The organism is Enterobacter sp. 120016, assembly GCF_018383635.1.
In the GTDB taxonomy this organism is placed as follows: domain Bacteria; phylum Pseudomonadota; class Gammaproteobacteria; order Enterobacterales; family Enterobacteriaceae; genus Enterobacter; species Enterobacter asburiae_D.
In genome coordinates this window covers 26,347-44,381 of the sequence record NZ_JAHAWC010000025.1, presented here as the reverse complement: position 1 = coordinate 44,381, position 18,035 = coordinate 26,347, and the positions used below count along the sequence as shown (strand labels likewise).

Here is an 18,035-nt window from a genome sequence, read left to right as displayed (position 1 = left end):
ATTTATTGTCCGAAGACATTAAGAATCCATGTCACTTTGAGTGCCCACACAGATTGTCTGATAAATTGTTAAAGAGCAGTGCCGCTTCGCTTTTCTCAGCGGCGCGGGGTGTGCATATTACGCTTTCCCGCTTCAGAGTCAAGCGTTTATTTTCGCTTTTCTCTGCTGACCCGGCGGCGTGTGTGCCGTTGTTCCGTGTCAGTGGAGGCGCATTATAGGGAGTTATTCCGACGTGACAAGAGGAAATTTAAAAAAAGTTTCCATCCGCGTTTTTTTTCACCAACAGAGGTGAAATCAAGCTACAAATTGTTCTATTTGATGTATCTGCAACCACAATCACATTCGAGGTGGCATAATTATCAGCATGAATCTTTAAGGAATAAAAGCGATGCCATTAAGCGCACAACAGCTGGCCGCCCAAAAAAACCTATCGTACGTGCTGGCAGAAAAGCTGGCCCAGCGGATTTTAGCGGGTAAATATGCCCCGGGTAGCATTCTGCCGGGTGAAATGGAGCTGGGTGAGCAGTTTGGGGTGAGCCGTACCGCCGTGCGCGAAGCGGTGAAAACCCTGACGGCAAAAGGTATGGTGCTTCCACGTCCTCGTATTGGCACACGCGTGATGCCACAGAGTAACTGGAATTTTCTCGATCAGGAGCTGCTCTCCTGGTGGATGACGGAAGATAACTTTCATCAGGTCGTCGATCACTTTCTGGTGATGCGCAGCAGCCTTGAACCTCAGGCATGTCTGCTTGCCGCCACGCTAGGAACAGCAGAACAGAAAGCACAGCTTAACGCGCTGATGGAAGAGATGGTGTTCCTGAAAAAGCACTTCAACCGCGAACGCTGGGTTGAGGTCGATATGGCCTGGCATGAACACATCTATATGATGAGCGCCAATCCGTTCCTCACCTCTTTTGCCTCTTTATTTCATTCGGTGTATCACACCTACTTTACCTCTATTACACAAAACGAAGTGGTAAAACTGGATTTGCATCAGGCGATAGTGGATGCCATTCAGGAAAGCGACGGGCAGCGAGCCCTGAGTGCGTGCCAGGCATTGCTGGCCGCGCCAACCCACCAGCAGGTAAATAAATGACAAAGAAAAAAGCGCGCAGCATGGCCGGATTGCCGTGGATTGCAGCCATGGCGTTTTTTATGCAGGCACTGGATGCCACCATCCTCAACACAGCGCTTCCCGCTATTGCGCAAAGCCTTAACCGCTCCCCGCTGGCGATGCAGTCCGCCATCATCAGCTACACCCTGACGGTCGCGATGTTAATTCCGGTCAGCGGCTGGCTGGCCGACCGCTTTGGCACCCGCAAAGTTTTCATGCTGGCCGTCACGCTCTTTACGCTCGGTTCGCTGGCCTGTGCGCTCTCCTCATCCTTAACGGAGCTGGTTATCTTTCGTGTACTACAGGGCATTGGCGGCGCGATGATGATGCCGGTGGCGCGCCTTGCCTTGCTGCGAGCCTACCCCAGGAGCGAACTGCTTCCCGTACTCAACTTCGTCACCATGCCGGGCCTGGTCGGCCCGATTCTTGGCCCGGTACTCGGTGGCGTGTTTGTCACCTGGGCAAGCTGGCACTGGATCTTCCTGATTAATATACCGATTGGCGTTGCGGGGCTGCTGTATGCCCGCAAATATATGCCGAACTTCACCACGCCAAGGCGCAGCTTCGACATGGGGGGCTTTTTCCTGTTTGGCCTGAGCCTGGTCTTATTCTCCAGCGGGATGGAGCTGTTTGGCGAGAAGATCGTCGCAACGTGGTTAGCGCTCTCCGTTATCCTCGGCGGTATTCTGCTATTCCTTCTTTATATACGTCACGCGCGCCGTCACCCGACGCCGTTAATCTCCCTGGGACTCTTTAACACCCGAACGTTTTCCGTAGGGATTGCGGGCAACATTGCGTCTCGTCTGGGGACGGGTTGCGTACCGTTCCTGATGCCATTGATGCTGCAGGTGGGTTTCGGCTATCCGGCCCTGATTGCCGGCTGCATGATGGCGCCCACGGCGATGGGCTCGATCCTGGCAAAATCAACCGTGACGCAGGTGCTGCGCTGGTTTGGCTATCGTAAGACGCTGGTTGGCGTGACGGTCTTTATCGGGCTGATGATTGCGCAGTTCTCGCTGCAATCCGCCGCGTTGCCCGTCTGGATGCTGATCCTGCCGCTGTTTGTGTTGGGCATGGCGATGTCGACGCAGTTCACATCGATGAACACCATCACCCTCGCCGATCTGACTGATGAGAACGCCAGCAGCGGCAACAGCGTGCTGGCGGTAACGCAACAGCTGTCGATCAGTTTAGGGGTTGCCGTGAGTGCAGCGGTGCTGAGGTTTTATGAAGGTTTTGACAGCGCAAATACCGTTGAGCAGTTCCACTATACCTTTATCACCATGGGCGCTCTTACCGTGGTATCGGCGCTGGTCTTTATGCTGTTAAAACCGAAAGACGGCCGAAACCTGATTAAAGAGCGTCACAAAGAGAAAGCTAAACCGAACCGCGTTCCATCAGAACAGGAGTAAGCTGCAGGCGTTGCTGCTGCAGCGTGGGCTGCGCCATACGGTGGATCAACACATCGATGGCCAGCTCGCCCAGTTCATCTTTTGGCTGATGGATCGTGGTCAGCGGCGGCGTCATGTAGCTGGCCAGTTCGATATCGTCGTAGCCAATCACCGCCATATCATCAGGCACGCGTAGCCCCGCCTGATACAACGCCTGGTAGGCACCAAACGCCATCGCGTCATTACCAATAAACACCGCCTGCGGACGCGGCTTTTGCGCCAGCAGTTTCTGCATCGCCTCGAAACCGCCGTTAAATTCAAAGTCGCCGGTGATCCTATAGCCATCTGGAATGGCGAGCCCCGCCCGTTTCATGGCAGAGAGATACCCTTCCAGACGCAAACGCGCCGGGGTTTTATCCAGCGGCCCCGTAATACAGGCAATGCGAGTGTGGCCTTTATCAATCAGATGCTGAGTCGCCATATCACCGCCCAGCAGGGAGTTATCCTGAATGAGATCGCTGGTTCCGTCGAACGGCGCCCAGTCCATCATCACGGTGGGAATCGAGGGATAGCGCTGGATGATCTCTTTCGAGGGCTGGTGCGTTTCGGTGCAGAGCAGGAGTAGACCGTCGACGCGTTTTTGCATCAGCGTCTCCAGGTTACGATTCATGCGCTGCTCGTCACCCTCGGTATTGCACAGCACAAGGCTGTAGCCACGCTCGAAGCAGCTGCGCTCCACGCCGCGAACCAGTTCTGAATAAAAGGGGTTGGTACTGGCGGTGATCAGCATACCGATGGTGCGCGTCTGGTTGAGCTTAAGGCTGCGCGCCAGCGCAGACGGCGCATAGTTGAGATCTTTTACCGCAGCTTCAACTTTCTCCCGAATCGCCTCGCTGACGAAGCGATCGTTGTTTATAACGTGAGAGACCGTCGAGGTAGAAACGCCCGCCATGCGGGCGACATCTTTCATTGTGGCCAAGCGTTACCCCTGCTGACTTAAGAATTCATCGATCTCTTTACGCCACGGAACGGAAGGCTGTGCGCCCTTGCGCGTCACCGCAATCGCGGCAGCAGCGTGTGCGAAGCGGATAGCGTCATCCATTCTCTTGCCTTCCAGCAGCGCGGTCACCAGTGCACCATTGAAGGTATCTCCCGCCGCGATGGTATCAATCGCTTTGACCTTAAAGCCCGGCACGCGGCGGCCTTCGCCATTGACGCTTGCCCACACCCCACGGCTACCCAGGGTGATAATCACGGTGCCGATGCCCTTATCGTGCAGCGCACGCGCGGCGCGCGCGGCATCGTCATCATTTTCAACGCGAATGCCCGTCAGCTTTTCGGCTTCGGTTTCGTTCGGCGTAATGATGTCCACCAGCGCCAGCAGCTCGTCTGATAATACACGGGCTGGGGCAGGGTTAAGTACGACAGTGGTATGATTTTCATGCGCAATTTTGGCAGCGGCCAGCACGCTTTCAACCGGTGACTCCAGCTGCATCAGCAGGGCTTCGGCTCCGCCGATGATTGCACGTTGCGCTTCTACGCGTTCCGTCGTCAGCGCAGCGTTAGCGCCAGCATGAATACCGATAACATTCTCACCTTCAGCGTTGACGAAAATCAGCGCCACGCCGGTCGCTTCCCCTGCAACAATGCTGACCGGTGCGATATCAATGTTGTCGCTCGCCAGCTGCTTGCGTACGCGCTCACCGGTATCGTCATCACCCGTGCAGGCGATAAACGCAATGTTTGCACCGCTGCGACCGGCGGCGACGGCCTGGTTGGCACCTTTACCGCCAAATGCCACCTGATACTGGTTACCCGTGACGGTTTCGCCCGGTGTAGGGAATGATTCAAGGTTAAGAATGTGATCGGCATTGATACTGCCAAGGACGACGAGGTTGCCTGCGGTTTTCATGGTTGGGTTGTCCATCTGAGAGCGCCACCGGTGTTACCCGGTGGCGTATGCCACACTTTTCTTTATTGGTGTCCCTCAGGCAGCCAGCGACTGCCTGATTCGCCTTTTACTGCTTGATGACCAGCTTCAGGTCAACCGGGTATTTGGCCTGAACTTTTTCGCCCTTCAGCACTTTGTCGGCAGTTTCAACGCCAGTGGCGCCAATCTGCTCAGGCAGCTGAGCGATGGTCGCAGCCAGTTTGCCATCGTTTACTGCTTTTTCACCATCCGGCGTGCCGTCAAATCCGACAACCATCACATCAGATTTACCTGCGGTCTGCAGGGCACGCAGCGCGCCCAGCGCCATTTCGTCGTTCTGCGCGAATACCGCCTGCACGTCAGGGTGCGCGGTCAGCAGGTTCTGCATAACGTTCAGACCTTTAGTACGATCGAAGTCTGCCGGCTGGCTGGCCAGCACGTTGAATTTGTGTGCAGCCACAGCCTGCTGGAAGCCTTCACCACGCTCGCGGGCTGCGGAAGTCCCGGCAATCCCCTGCAGTTCGATAACCTTCGCGCCTTCGCCGGCTTTCTTCGCGATGTAATCACCCGCGATTTTGCCGCCCAGCACGTTATCAGAGGCAATGTGGCTGACCACTTCACCTTTAGACGCCTGACGGTCCAGGGTAATTACCGGGATCTTCGCCTGGTTTGCCATCTTCACGGCGTTACCTACGGCATCGGAATCGGTTGGGTTGATCAGCAGAATTTTGGTGCCACGAACGGTTAAGTCCTGAACGTTAGCCAGCTCTTTCGCCGGGTTGTTCTGTGAATCCAGAACCACCAGGTTGTAGCCCAGCTTGTCCGCTTCTTTCTGCGCACCGTCCTTCAGGGAGACGAAGAACGGGTTGTTCAGGGTAGAGACAACCAGCGCGATGGTGTCTTTCGCCATGGCGTTAGCACTTACGGTTGCGCTCAGCGCGACAGCAGAAACCAGGGTAGCCAGTTTTTTCATGTTCATATCTAAGATGTCCTGTAGTGTCGTCAGTTACTGTTTTTTGTTGTCTACCAGTACCGCCAGCAAAATCACCACTGCCTTAACGATCATCTGGTAATAGGAGGAAACACCTAACAAATTCAAACCATTATTCAGGAAACCGAGAATCAGTGCGCCGATCAATGTCCCAACAATGCGACCTTTACCGCCCGCAAGACTCGTACCGCCCAGAACCACTGCCGCGATAGCATCCAGCTCATATCCCGTACCCGCCGTCGGCTGCGCGGAGGAGAGGCGCGCCACTTCGATGATGCCTGCCAGTGACGCCAGCAGACCGCACAGGGAGTAAACGATAATTTTGACTTTATTAACGCTGATACCGGACAGGCGCGTTGCCGCTTCGTTACCGCCCAGCGCATAGATATAACGGCCCAGACGGGTGTGGTGCAGCATGTACCACGCCGCCAGGAAGACGATAGCCATGATCCAGACCGGCGTCGGGACACCCAGCGGGCGACCGATACCGAACCAGCCAAACAGATCCGCGTTATCAGTGAAGCCGGTATTAACCGGGCTGCCGTTGGTGTAAACCATGGTCACACCGCGCAGCAGCAGCATCATCACCAGCGTGGCGATGAACGCCTGAACGCGGCCTTTTGCCACAATCACGCCGGTTACGGCACCAATCGCCGCGCCTGCCGCCAGGGCAGCGGCCACGGCCACCAGGGCGTTGACTTCAATACCGACAATCGAAGCGGCGATCGCGCCGGTGAGCGCCAGCAGGGAACCGACGGACAGATCGATACCCGAGGTCAAAATCACCAGCGTCATGCCGACCGCCATAATGGCGTTCACCGACGTCTGCTGCAGGATGTTGAATAGGTTATTAACGGTGAAAAAGTTCGGGCTCATAGTGGACACAATCGCGATCAGCACCAGCAGGGCAATCAGCGATTTTTGTTCCATCAGCCATGCCTTTGTGAAATAGCGGCGACCAGAAACAGCCTGGGTAGTCATCTTCTTACTCCTGATTCACGCGATTAAGCTTGCCCACAGCGGCAGCCATCAGAACTTCCTGGGTGGCCTGCTCGCGAGTGAATTCACCGCCGAGATGCCCTTCATGCATGACGATAATGCGATCGCTCATGCCTAATACTTCTGGCATCTCGGAAGAGACCAGAATGATGCTCAGACCGTCGGCCTTAAACTGGTTAATCAGCTGATAGATCTCTTTCTTCGCGCCCACGTCCACGCCGCGGGTTGGCTCGTCGAGGATCAACACTTTCGGGCGCGTCATCAGCCCGCGCGCAATCGCCACTTTCTGCTGATTACCGCCGGATAAGAGGCCAATCGCCTGCTCCATCGACGGAGTTTTAACGTTAAAGAGGCGGATAAAATCGCTCACCGCCTGCTGCTCATCTTTATGCTTCAGGCTACCGCCGCTGCGGCTGAAATAGCGCAGCGCGGTCAGGGACATGTTCTCTTTTACCGACATCCCCAGCACCAGACCGTCGCGTTTGCGGTCTTCGGAGATATAGACGATGCCGTTCGCCAGACCATCCTGCGGAGAGCGGGTGACCACTTCATGGCCGTCGAGAGTGACATAACCGCTGGTGCGCGGCAGCGCGCCGTAAAGCACTTTCATCAGCTCGGTACGTCCGGCACCCATCAGGCCCGCCACGCCCAGGATCTCGCCCTGGCGCAGGGTAAAGGTCACGTCGTTCACGCCAGGGCCGCAGAGGTTATCCACCTTCAGGCGGATCTCACCCGGCGCTTTATCCAGATGCGGATACTGATCTTCGAGCTTACGTCCCACCATCATTTCGATAAGCGTATCTTCGGTCAGCGTGGCGACTTCGCGCTCGGCAATAAACTGCCCGTCGCGGAAGACGGTGACGTCATCGCAGATTTCGAAGATCTCTTTCATGCGGTGAGAGATATAGACAATCCCGCGCCCCTGCGACTTCAGCTCGCGGATCACGCGGAACAGGGATTCGGTTTCGGTATCGGTCAGGGCATCGGTCGGTTCATCCATAATGATTACCTTCGACTCAAAGCTCAGCACCTTGGCAATTTCCACCATCTGCTGATCGCCAATGGAGAGATCGCCCACCAGACGGTCGCTCTTAAAGCGCAGGTTCAGCTTCGCCAGGAGCTTGTCCGCTTCGGCATACATGGTTTTCCAGTCGATTTTGCCGAACCGGTTAACAAACTCGCGGCCGAGGAAGATGTTTTCCGCAATGGTGAGCTGAGGGATGAGGTTCAGCTCCTGGTGAATAATACCGATGCCCGCTTCCTGAGAGGATTTCGGGCCGGTGAAGGTGGTCTCTTTGCCCAGCCAGACGAGTGAACCGGCATCGCGTTGGTAGATACCGGTCAGCACTTTCATCATGGTGGATTTGCCGGCACCGTTTTCGCCCACCAGCGCCATCACGCGCCCGGGGTAGACGTTCAGCGCCGCGCCGGAGAGGGCTTTTACGCCCGGGAACGACTTATCGATCCCTTTGAGTTGCAGTAATGCGTCCATGATGGCCTCAGAAGGTGACGCCAGCACAGAGAATGATATTCGCATACGGGGAACACTCCCCGCTGCGAATCACCGCCTGACTGTCTGCGGTTTGTTGTTTGAACTGCTCGTGCGTTGTGTAACGAATTTCTATGGTGTTTCCCTGGTGTTGTTGCAGTTGCTCAATGTGGCTGAGCAACGTTTCGTGGAGTTGCGGATTATGTTGTTTGATTTCCGCCGCGAGAATGGCCGCCTCAACCTGCATCTCCGCGGTCACGACTTCCAGTACCTGCAGAAACGAAGGAACGCCCTGCGTTAACGCCATATCGATACGGGTTGTGCTGCGCGGAACCGGTAAGCCTGCATCGCAAACCACCAGCGTATCGGTATGCCCAAGACGGGAAATAACCGATGAGATTTCTGAGTTGAGTACAGTGCCTTTCTTCATTTTCTTGCTCCACTAGCGAAACGTTTCGCTAAATGTAGTGTAGCCCCAGAAATGTTCAGAAAACCATCATGACGTAACAGATTTGTGATCGACGTCGAAACGTTTCGCTAAGTGAAATGGAGTGGAGGTAAATGCAAAACGGTAACCCCAAGGTTACCGTTTTTTATGTTTGCGCCCTCTCCCTGTGGGAGAGGGTCGGGGTGAGGGCATCAGGCCGCACAAAGACTTAAATCTCGACCTGCGTTCCCAGCTCAATCACGCGGTTAGGCGGGATCTCAAACTGGTCTGGCGCACGCAGGGCGTTACGCTGCAGGATGAGGTACAGCTTGCCGCGCAGGCGCAGATACCATGGGCGCTTGCCGATGATCAGCGACTCGTGCGACATAAAGAACGACGTCTCCATCATCCGACAGCTCAGCCCTTCCAGGCCGCAGCGGTGGAATACTTCTTCCACGTTTGGCGTTTCACGCCAGCCGTAGCTTGCCACCACGCGCCAGAAGGTCGGCGACAGCTGCTCAATCTGCACGCGACGGACGTTATGAACATACGGCGCATCTTCGGTGCGCAGCGTCAGCAGGATCACGCGCTCGTGCAACACTTTGTTGTGCTTGAGGTTATGCATCAGCGCGAACGGAATGACGTTCAGCGCGCGAGACATATATACCGCGGTCCCCGGCACGCGGACCGGCGGGGATTTCTCCAAAGAGGCGATCATCGCCTCCAGAGAGTTCCCGTGCTCATGCATGCGGCGCAGCAGGCGGAAACGCTCGCTTTTCCAGGTGGTCATGACAATAAACATCACCAGACCCAGCGTCAGCGGCAGCCAGCCACCGGAGACAATTTTGTCGAGGTTCGCAGAGAACAGCGGCACGTCGATGCACAGGAAGCCCACCAGAATCATCGCCACGAGGAATTTATTCCAGTGCCAGTTTCGGTACGCCACCGTGGTGGAGAGCAGCGATGTCAGCACCATCGTACCGGTTACGGCAATACCGTACGCCGCCGCCAGGTTACTGGAGTGCTCGAAGCTGACGATAACAATGACAACAGCGAAATAGAGCAGCCAGTTAATGAACGGGATGTAGATCTGACCCGACTCCATCTCTGAGGTATGGATGATGCGCATCGGCGAGAGATACCCCAGACGCACGGCCTGGCGCGTCAGAGAAAACACGCCGGAAATCACCGCCTGAGAGGCAATGACGGTCGCCAGCGTCGCCAGGATCAGCATCGGCACCAGCGCCCAGTCAGGGGCCAGCAGGAAGAACGGGTTCTTGATCGCTTCCGGGTTTTTAAGCAGCAGCGCACCCTGACCGAAGTAGTTCAGCACCAGCGACGGGAGCACCACAATAAACCATGCCACGCGGATAGGCAGTTTCCCGAAGTGGCCCATGTCAGCATACAGCGCTTCCACACCGGTGATGGAGAGCACGACGGCACCCAGCGCCACGAAGGAAACCACTTTGTATTCGAGGAAGAAATGCACGGCCCAGTAAGGGTTCAGCGCATGCAGCACTTCCGGGTTCGCGATAATGCTCCGCAAGCCAAGCGCCGCCAGGATCAGGAACCAGGCCAGCATAATCGGAGCAAACAGTTTGCCCACCAGCCCGGTGCCGTGCTTTTGAATAGCGAAAAGCAGCGTCAGGACAATGATAGCGAGCGGAACCACCCACGTATCCAGCTGTGGTGCGATAATCTCCAGCCCCTCTATCGCCGACAGCACCGAGATAGCCGGTGTTATCACCACTTCCCCGTAGAAGAAACTGCCGCCAATCAGGCCGATAATGACCAGCACTGAGGTCATTCTGGCCGAGGTATTGCGCCCGGCAAGGGACATCAGGGTCAGGATCCCACCTTCACCTGCGTTATCTGCACGCATAACGAAGGAGAGATATTTAACGGAAACCACCAGAATCAGCAGCCAGAAAATGAGGGACAGGAAGCCAAACACGGCATCGCGTTCAACACCAAAGCCAAACTGGCCGGACAGACATTCACGAAGCGTATAAAGCGGGCTGGTGCCGATATCACCGTAGACAACCCCGATCGCCGCAAGCGTTATTGCGGGTAATGATTGCTTATTATCAGTGCTCATAGACTAGTCTTTTCGTTTAAATAACAAATGTGTTCCTGGTCCCTTGGCCCACAAAAAGCGCACAGTATGCACGATTCATTGCAAAATCGTACCCCTAAATGCAACCGCATTAATGTAGCGCAAAGAAAATTGCGCCGCACTTCAGTCTATTACCAGCCCTGACTGAAACGTCTATACTCGCTTCAATTGGCCGCCACGACGGCGAAAGGATGCAAAACTATTATGGCTCACTCACATTTATTAGCAGAAAGAATTTCCCGCCTCAGCAGCGCACTGGAGAAAGGCCTTTTCGAGCGTAGCCACGCCATTCGCCTCTGTTTGCTGGCGGCGCTGAGCGGTGAAAGCGTGTTTTTGCTGGGACCACCGGGCATTGCCAAAAGCCTGATCGCCCGCAGGCTAAAATTTGCTTTTCAGAACGCCCGCGCCTTCGAATATCTCATGACCCGGTTTTCCACCCCAGAAGAAGTTTTTGGCCCGCTTTCCATTCAGGCGCTGAAAGATGAAGGGCGCTATGAGCGTTTGACGGCGGGGTATCTGCCTGAGGCTGAGATTGTTTTTCTTGATGAGATCTGGAAAGCGGGACCGGCTATTCTGAACACCCTGCTCACGGCAATAAACGAACGTCGGTTCCGTAACGGCGCCAGTGAAGAGAAAATCCCGATGCGCCTGCTGGTGGCCGCCTCTAACGAACTGCCTGAAGCCGACAGCAGTCTGGAAGCGCTTTATGACCGTATGCTGATCCGCCTGTGGCTGGATAAAGTGCAGGATAAATCCAATTTCCGCTCCCTGCTGATAAGCCAGCAGGATGAGAACGAAAATCCGGTGTCTGCTTCGCTACAGGTCACCGATGAGGAGTATCACCAGTGGCAGCAGGATATCAGCAAAATCAAACTGCCTGACGCCGTATTTGAGCTGATCTATCTGCTGCGTCAGCAGCTCGATCTCCTCCCTTCTGCGCCCTATGTTTCCGATCGCCGCTGGAAAAAAGCGATCCGTCTGCTGCAGGCCAGCGCCCTGTTCAGCGGGCGTGACGCCGTTGCGCCAATCGACCTGATCCTGCTCAAAGACTGCCTCTGGCATGATGCAGAAGGCATGAACCTGATGCAGCAGCAGCTTGACGTTTTGATGACCGGGCACGCCTGGGGGCAGCAGGCGATGCTCAATCAGCTGGGGGCGATTGCCCAGCGGCGCATCCAGCTTCAGCAGCAGCAAAGTGATAAAACCGCGCTGAAAGTGAACCGCCTGGGGGGCATGTTCGCCCGCAAACCGCACTACGAGCTTCCTGCCGATCTGACTGGTACGACGCTCACGCTGCTGCTCCAGCAGCCGCTCAAACTGCATGATATGCAGGTGGTACACATTACGATTGAGCGCGAAGCGCTGGCGCAGTGGCTGGATAAGGGCGGTGAGATCCGCGGCAAGCTTAACGGTATTGGTTTTGCCCAGCCGCTGACGATGGAAGTGGACAGCAGCCAGCATCTGGTGATCCGCGACGTCAGCCTGCAGGGATCGCGCCTGGCGCTGCCGGGCGCCGCTTCCGATAGCGTGCCGGAAGAGATCAAGCAGCAGCTGGAAGCGCTGGATACCGAATGGCACCAGCAGCACACCCGCTTTAGCGAGCAGCAAAAATGCCTCTTTATTCATAGCGACTGGTTAGGTCGCATCGAAGCCAGCCTGCAGGACGTCAGCGCGCAGATCAAACAGGCGCGTCAATGCTAACGCTGGATACGCTCAACGTCATGCTGGCGGTCAGTGAGGAAGGTCTGATCGAGGAGGTGGTTATTACCCTCCTGGCGTCGCCGCAGCTAGCGGCCTTCTTCGAAAAATTCCCGAAGCTCAAAAAAGCGATGACCGACGATCTCCCGCGCTGGCGCGATAACCTTCGCCAGCGGTTTAAGGAGACGGAAGTCCCGCCTGAATTGACGGAGGAGGTCGCCAGCTATCAGCAGTGCCAACGGCTGTCGACACCGCAGTTTATCGTCCAGCTGCCGCAAACCCTTACGCTGCTTGATAAAGTCCACTCTCCGTTTGCCAGCCAGGCGCGGGCGCTGGTCACGGATAACGCCACCTTTACCCCGGCGCTGCATACCCTGTTCCTACAGCGCTGGCGCCTCAGCCTGGTCGTTCAGGCCACAACGCTGAACCAGCAGCTGCTGGATGAAGAGCGTGAACAGCTGCTCAGCGAAGTTCAGGAGCGTATGACGCTGAGCGGCCAGCTTGAAGAGGTGCTGGTAGAAAATGAAAACGCCGCCGGACGTCTGTGGGACATGAGCGCCGGGCAGTTGAAGCGCGGTGACTACCAGCTGATCGTCAAGTACGGCGACTTTCTAACGCAGCAGCCGGAGCTGATGAAGCTTGCAGAACAGCTGGGGCGCTCGCGGGAGGCAAAATCGGTCCCAAAGAAAGATGCGCCGATGGAAACCTTCCGCACGCTGGTCCGCGAACCGGCCACCGTGCCGGAGCAGGTAGATGGATTGCAGCAAAGCGACGACATCTTACGTCTGCTGCCGACCGAGCTGAGCACGCTGGGGATGACCGAGCTGGAGTATGAGTTCTATCGTCGGCTGGTGGAAAAACAGCTTCTCACCTACCGACTGCACGGCGAAGCCTGGCGCGAGAAAATCAGCCAACGGCCGGTGGTCCATCAGGATTTTGATGAACAGCCGCGCGGGCCATTCATTGTTTGCGTGGATACGTCCGGATCGATGGGCGGGTTTAACGAGCAGTGTGCGAAGGCATTCTGTCTGGCGCTGATGCGCGTGGCGCTCGCCGATCGCCGTCGCTGCTTCATCATGTTGTTCTCCAGCGAGGTTGTGGGCTATGAGCTGACGAACCAGCAGGGGATCGAGCAGGCAATCCGCTTCCTGAGCCAGCGTTTTCGCGGCGGCACGGATCTGGCCAGCTGCTTTCGCAGCATTGTGGAGCGTATGCAGGGCGGCGACTGGTACGACGCTGACGCGGTGGTGATTTCCGATTTTATTGCCCAGCGGCTGCCGGATGACGTGGTGAATAAGGTGAAGGAGTTACAGCGGGTGCATCAGCACCGTTTTCACGCGGTGGCGATGTCCGCCCATGGGAAACCCGGCATCATGCGCATCTTCGATCATATCTGGCGCTTTGATACCGGGCTGCGTAGCCGCCTGCTCAGACGCTGGCGGCGTTAATTAAAGAAGAGAACCGACGCTTTCACGTACCTGCTGCGGCCATACGCCACACTGGACCTGACCGATATGTGGCAACTGAAGCAGCAGCATGGTCAGACGGGACTGGCCGATACCGCCGCCGATCGTCTGAGGCATTTCACCGCGCAGCAGCGCCTGGTGCCACTCGAGTTTGAGACGATCTTCATCGCCGGTGACCGCCAGCTGGCGCTTCAGCGCGTCAGCATCCACGCGGATCCCCATAGAAGAAAGCTCGAATGCGTCTTCCAGAACCGGGTTCCACACCAGAATATCACCGTTCAGCCCGGCAAACTCGCCCTCACCCGCTGTGCTCCAGTCATCATAATCCGGCGCGCGAACGTCGTGGCGTTTGCCATCAGATAGCTTGCCGCCGATCCCAATCAGAAATACCGCGCCCAGCTCTTTGGCAATCGCACGCTCACGGCCTTTGGCATCCAGACCCGGGAAGCGGCTCAGCAATTCCTGACTGTGAACAAAGTGGATCGTATCCGGCAGGAACGGTGCCAGACCAAACTCTTTGCTCACGGCCGCTTCGGTTGCTTTGATCCCGGCGTAGATCGCTTCAACGGTAGATTTCAGCGTGCCTACGTGGCGCTCGCCGTCACCCATCACGCGCTCCCAGTCCCACTGGTCAACATAGACAGAGTGAATTGGGGTGAGGCGGTCTTCATCGGGGCGAAGAGCTTTCATGTGCGTGTAGAGCCCTTCGCCCGCGCTGAAGTCGTGTTGTCCCAGGGTTTGACGCTTCCACTTCGCCAGGGAATGAACCACTTCGAACTGGGCGTCTGGCAGTGTTTTCACTTTCACCTGTACCGCTTTTTCGCATCCAGACAGGTTATCCTGGGTCCCGTCACCCACGCGGCTCAGAATCGGCGCCTGGACTTCAATTAGCCCAAGTTTATCTTCCAGCTGGCGGGAAAAATGGGATTTAACGAAACTGATCTGGCGTTGTTTTGCGATGTAAGCGGTTTTCATTATTTATACTCCTGCGTCCTGTTGATATTGATTAAGCAACAGAAATGGCATCAGATTCAATAACTCATCAACAAAAAGCCACCTTCACTTTTGATTCGATAAAATTAAACGCTAGAATAGAGTGAATCATTAATCTTCATAAGAAAAAGCTATGGAAAATTATCAGATCGACAATCTCGACCGCGGCATCCTGGAGGCCTTAATGGCCAATGCCCGTACCGCCTACGCCGAGCTGGCGAAACAGTTTGGCGTCAGCCCGGGGACCATTCACGTTCGCGTAGAGAAGATGAAACAGGCGGGGATCATTACCGGCGCACGCATTGACGTCAGTCCTAAACATCTGGGTTACGACGTCTGCTGCTTCATCGGCATCATTCTTAAAAGCGCCAAAGACTATCCTTCCGCCCTGGCGAGGCTGAACGCGCTGGATGAGGTCACCGAGGCGTATTACACCACAGGTCACTACAGCATCTTTATAAAGGTAATGTGCCGATCCATCGACGCCCTCCAGCAGGTACTTATCAACAAGATCCAAACAATCGATGAAATTCAGTCCACCGAGACACTGATCTCCCTGCAAAACCCGATCATGCGTACCATCCGCCCGTGATCGGGCAAATCCATTCCCACATTTTCCACAGGTAGATCCCAGCTCGTTCACAGCGTACAATGGCCGTCTCTTTATCTGGGCGAGCGATCAATGGCGGACATTACCCTTATCAGCGGCAGCACCCTTGGTGGTGCGGAATACGTAGCGGAACACCTGGCTGAAAAGCTGGAAGATGCGGGATTTTCCACGGAAACCCTGCACGGCCCGTTGCTTGAAGATCTCCCGGCTGACGGGGTCTGGCTGCTGATCACCTCCACGCACGGCGCGGGCGATCTACCGGATAACCTGCAACCTTTATATGACGAACTGCTGGAACAGCAGCCCGACCTGTCAAACGTCCGTTTTGGCGCGGTGGGGATCGGCAGTCGTGAATATGACACCTTTTGCGGGGCAATAGAGAAAGTTGAAGCAGCTGTAACCTCCTGCGGAGCAAAACAACTGGGTGAAACGCTCAAGATCAACATCCTCGATCATGACATTCCGGAGGATCCAGCCGAGATCTGGCTCGCGGAATGGAAAAATTTACTCAAAAACGATTAAAGATCGCGCGAACAGATGTGGATAACTCTGGTTAAAAGCTCGTATTAACCCGTAGTTATCCAAAGAACAACTGTTGTGTTGTTTTTGACCTGTGCATAAAGTCGCGATCTGATCCCAGCTTATACTGTCCAGGATCACCGCTCATTCACAGCAAACGATCCTTTCTAACCGCATGATCTTCTTTATGAGATCGGACTTATCCACACAAGTTCGCGATCCTAATAAGAGATCACAATAGAACAGATCTCTAAATAAAAAGATCTTCTTTTTAATAGCCCAGGATCCCAATGCTTTCTCGAAAGACTAAAGTTGAGTAGAATCCACGGCCCGGGCTTCAATCCATTTTCATACCGCTTTACGCGAGGCAGACCACCATGTTTTATCAGGATCCTTTTGACGTCATCATCATTGGCGGGGGTCATGCAGGCACTGAGGCCGCAATGGCCGCAGCGCGTATGGGTCAGCAGACCCTGCTTTTGACACACAATATCGACACGCTGGGACAAATGTCCTGTAATCCGGCGATTGGCGGCATTGGGAAAGGACACCTGGTAAAAGAAGTGGATGCACTTGGCGGCCTGATGGCGAAAGCGATCGATCATGCAGGAATCCAGTTTAGGATACTAAACGCGAGTAAAGGTCCCGCTGTGCGTGCGACCCGTGCCCAGGCAGACCGCGTGCTTTACCGTCAGGCTGTGCGCACCGCGCTGGAGAACCAGCCTAACCTGATGATCTTCCAGCAGGCTGTTGAAGATCTTATCGTTGAGAACGATCGCGTCGTGGGTGCCGTGACCCAGATGGGCCTCAAATTCCGTGCGAAAGCCGTGGTGCTGACCGTGGGCACATTCCTTGACGGTAAAATTCATATCGGTCTGGATAACTACAGCGGTGGCCGTGCCGGCGATCCGCCGTCTATTCCCCTGTCTCGTCGTCTGCGTGAACTGCCGCTGCGCGTCAGCCGCCTGAAAACCGGTACGCCGCCGCGTATTGATGCGCGCACCATTGATTTCAGCGTGCTGGCGCAACAGCACGGTGATAACCCAATGCCGGTCTTCTCGTTCATGGGCAATGCGGCGCAACATCCGCAGCAGGTACCGTGCTACATCACGCATACCAACGAGAAAACCCATGACGTGATCCGCAATAACCTCGATCGCAGCCCCATGTATGCTGGCGTGATCGAAGGGATCGGCCCACGCTACTGTCCGTCGATCGAAGACAAAGTGATGCGCTTTGCCGATCGTAACCAGCACCAGATCTTCCTGGAGCCGGAAGGGCTGACCTCAAACGAAATTTACCCGAACGGCATCTCCACCAGCCTGCCGTTCGATGTGCAGATGCAAATTGTTCGCTCAATGCAGGGGATGGAGAATGCGAAAATCGTTCGCCCTGGCTACGCTATTGAGTACGATTTCTTCGATCCGCGTGACCTGAAGCCAACCCTGGAAAGCAAATTCATCCACGGTCTGTTCTTCGCGGGTCAGATTAACGGCACCACCGGCTACGAAGAAGCGGCAGCACAGGGTCTGCTTGCCGGTCTGAACGCCGCACGCTTCTCCGCTGAGAAAGAGGGCTGGGCGCCAGGCCGTTCTCAGGCGTATCTGGGCGTGCTGGTTGACGATCTCTGCACGCTGGGTACCAAAGAACCGTACCGTATGTTTACCTCTCGCGCGGAATATCGCCTGATGCTGCGCGAAGATAACGCCGACCTGCGTCTGACCGAAATGGGCCGCGAGCTGGGTCTGGTGGATGACGAACGCTGGGCGCGCTTTAACGAGAAGCTGGAGCGCATTGAACAGGAACGCCAGCGCCTGAAAACCACCTGGGTGAATCCGCAGGCGGAAACCGCTGCCGAAGTAAACGCTCAATTAACAGCGCCGCTGTCGCGTGAAGCCAGCGGGGAAGATCTGCTGCGCCGTCCTGAAGTCACCTACGAGAACCTAGTCAAACTGACCGCGTTCGCGCCGGGACTGGAAGATGCTGAAGCGGCAGAGCAGGTTGAGATCCAGGTGAAGTACGAAGGTTACATCGCGCGTCAGCAGGATGAGATCGAAAAACAGCAGCGTAACGAAAACACGCTGCTGCCGGAAATGCTGGACTACCGCCAGGTGACGGGTCTCTCCAACGAAGTGATCGCCAAGCTAAACGATCACAAACCGGTGTCGATCGGCCAGGCATCACGCATCTCGGGGGTTACCCCTGCGGCGATTTCGATCCTGCTGGTCTGGCTGAAAAAGCAAGGTATGTTGCGCCGCAGCGCGTAATTGACATTGCTTTTGGCGGGTGGCG

The 18,035-nt window shown here is 55.8% G+C and carries 16 protein-coding genes; 8 read left to right on the top strand and 8 right to left on the bottom strand.

Features of this window, described 5'->3' with window-relative positions; translation table 11 throughout:
* The 3 genes from KIF87_RS21940 to mdtD form a co-directional block, all read left to right on the top strand.
* Positions 1-218 (top strand): hypothetical protein (locus KIF87_RS21940; protein WP_213330682.1); only part of this gene is annotated, 218 nt, incomplete at its 5' end.
* A 170-nt stretch (positions 219-388) separates the two neighbouring features.
* On the top strand, positions 389-1,096 hold the full coding sequence (locus KIF87_RS21935) for a FadR/GntR family transcriptional regulator (RefSeq protein WP_023309775.1): 708 nt from the start codon (positions 389-391) through the stop codon (positions 1,094-1,096).
* The gene (mdtD, locus tag KIF87_RS21930; RefSeq protein WP_196367183.1) at positions 1,093-2,526 is read left to right on the top strand and encodes a multidrug transporter subunit MdtD; all 1,434 of its coding nucleotides are present in this window, start codon (positions 1,093-1,095) and stop codon (positions 2,524-2,526) included. The genes KIF87_RS21935 and mdtD overlap by 4 nt, the downstream gene beginning before the upstream one ends.
* Here the strand turns inward: mdtD and rbsR are convergent.
* From rbsR to kup, 7 genes are all read right to left on the bottom strand, one after another.
* Positions 2,492-3,484, bottom strand: a complete 993-nt coding sequence (gene rbsR, locus KIF87_RS21925; protein ID WP_213330681.1) for a ribose operon transcriptional repressor RbsR — start codon at positions 3,482-3,484, stop codon at positions 2,492-2,494. The two genes, mdtD and rbsR, sit on opposite strands and share 35 nt — an antisense overlap.
* Positions 3,485-3,487: 3 nt before the next feature.
* Positions 3,488-4,417, bottom strand: coding sequence for a ribokinase (gene rbsK / locus KIF87_RS21920; protein ID WP_213330684.1), 930 nt, complete (start codon positions 4,415-4,417; stop codon positions 3,488-3,490).
* A 106-nt stretch (positions 4,418-4,523) separates the two neighbouring features.
* Complete coding sequence (gene rbsB, locus KIF87_RS21915; RefSeq protein ID WP_023333911.1) at positions 4,524-5,414, bottom strand: ribose ABC transporter substrate-binding protein RbsB; 891 nt, start codon at positions 5,412-5,414, stop codon at positions 4,524-4,526.
* A 27-nt stretch (positions 5,415-5,441) separates the two neighbouring features.
* Complete coding sequence (rbsC, locus tag KIF87_RS21910) at positions 5,442-6,407, bottom strand: ribose ABC transporter permease (RefSeq protein ID WP_006808742.1); 966 nt, start codon at positions 6,405-6,407, stop codon at positions 5,442-5,444.
* A gap of 4 nt (positions 6,408-6,411) precedes the next feature.
* Entirely contained in the window at positions 6,412-7,917 is a 1,506-nt protein-coding gene (rbsA, locus tag KIF87_RS21905; RefSeq protein WP_023333912.1) for a ribose ABC transporter ATP-binding protein RbsA, read from the bottom strand.
* A gap of 7 nt (positions 7,918-7,924) precedes the next feature.
* Entirely contained in the window at positions 7,925-8,344 is a 420-nt protein-coding gene (gene rbsD, locus KIF87_RS21900; RefSeq protein WP_213330680.1) for a D-ribose pyranase, read from the bottom strand.
* Between the two features lie 226 nt (positions 8,345-8,570).
* Positions 8,571-10,439, bottom strand: coding sequence for a low affinity potassium transporter Kup (kup, locus tag KIF87_RS21895; RefSeq protein ID WP_213330679.1), 1,869 nt, complete (start codon positions 10,437-10,439; stop codon positions 8,571-8,573).
* A gap of 222 nt (positions 10,440-10,661) precedes the next feature.
* Between kup and ravA the strand changes: the two genes are divergently transcribed.
* Both ravA and viaA read left to right on the top strand, forming a co-directional pair.
* Positions 10,662-12,158 (top strand): ATPase RavA, encoded by a 1,497-nt coding sequence (gene ravA, locus KIF87_RS21890; protein ID WP_121423345.1) that lies wholly within the window; start codon positions 10,662-10,664, stop codon positions 12,156-12,158.
* Positions 12,152-13,603, top strand: a complete 1,452-nt coding sequence (viaA, locus tag KIF87_RS21885) for an ATPase RavA stimulator ViaA (protein WP_213330678.1) — start codon at positions 12,152-12,154, stop codon at positions 13,601-13,603. Before ravA ends, viaA begins: the two co-directional genes overlap by 7 nt.
* Here the strand turns inward: viaA and asnA are convergent, their stop codons facing one another.
* Entirely contained in the window at positions 13,604-14,596 is a 993-nt protein-coding gene (gene asnA, locus KIF87_RS21880; protein WP_213330677.1) for an aspartate--ammonia ligase, read from the bottom strand.
* Between the two features lie 151 nt (positions 14,597-14,747).
* Between asnA and asnC the strand changes: the two genes are divergently transcribed.
* The 3 genes from asnC (at position 14,748) to mnmG (ending at position 18,010) form a co-directional block, all read left to right on the top strand.
* A complete protein-coding gene (gene asnC / locus KIF87_RS21875) occupies positions 14,748-15,206 on the top strand; it encodes a transcriptional regulator AsnC (protein WP_024907891.1) in 459 nt (152 codons plus the stop codon).
* 90 nt (positions 15,207-15,296) lie between these two features.
* Positions 15,297-15,746: an FMN-binding protein MioC gene (gene mioC, locus KIF87_RS21870; RefSeq protein ID WP_063145557.1), complete on the top strand. Its 450-nt coding sequence runs from the start codon at positions 15,297-15,299 to the stop codon at positions 15,744-15,746.
* Positions 15,747-16,120: 374 nt separating this feature from the next.
* Positions 16,121-18,010, top strand: coding sequence for a tRNA uridine-5-carboxymethylaminomethyl(34) synthesis enzyme MnmG (gene mnmG, locus KIF87_RS21865; protein WP_213330676.1), 1,890 nt, complete (start codon positions 16,121-16,123; stop codon positions 18,008-18,010).
* Positions 18,011-18,035: the final 25 nt, after the last annotated feature.